The organism is Pedobacter sp. 01N416, from assembly GCF_056399685.1.
Map to the genome: position 1 here is coordinate 1 of NZ_JBFTRT010001079.1, position 504 is coordinate 504.

The 504-nt window shown below is 33.5% G+C and carries 1 protein-coding gene; it reads right to left on the minus strand.

Features of this window, described 5'->3' with window-relative positions:
- On the minus strand, nt 1–216 hold a 216-nt coding region (locus tag AC1DND_RS29320; protein ID WP_477586547.1), incomplete at its 3' end, for an RNA-binding S4 domain-containing protein.
- Nucleotides 217–504 lie beyond the last annotated feature (288 nt).

Below are 504 nucleotides of genomic sequence, written 5' to 3' on the forward strand. Positions count from 1 at the left end.
GTTGTACGACAGTTCTACCACTTCGATAATTTTCTTTTCAATCCCTTTCGATACCTGATAAACCTCACCAACTTTCACAATAGCAGAAGGTTTAATATTCTGTCCTTTGAGTTTCACTCTTCCTGCTTTACAGGCATCGGTGGCCAAGCTCCGTGTTTTAAACAACCTGATCGCCCACAAATATTTATCTATCCTAAGTTTTTCTGTCTCTGTCATAAAATTCAAAAATACATAATTAGGTTAATTCCTATGTTGATTAATTGTAGAAACTGGTTAATCGGTTAGCTGCAGAATACGCCTAACCACAATTAACCTAATTCATAAGAATTTAACGATTAAGCACCCCGCAGACCCAGTTAACCAATTCAAACGATTAACCAGTTAACCTATCTACAAAACAATTTAAACAATTAACCATTTAATAAGCAAAAATTGATTTATTTTGCGTAAAATTTAAAAACATCATGTATTCAGATTTAAAGAAATTAATTGAAGCCGCTTGGG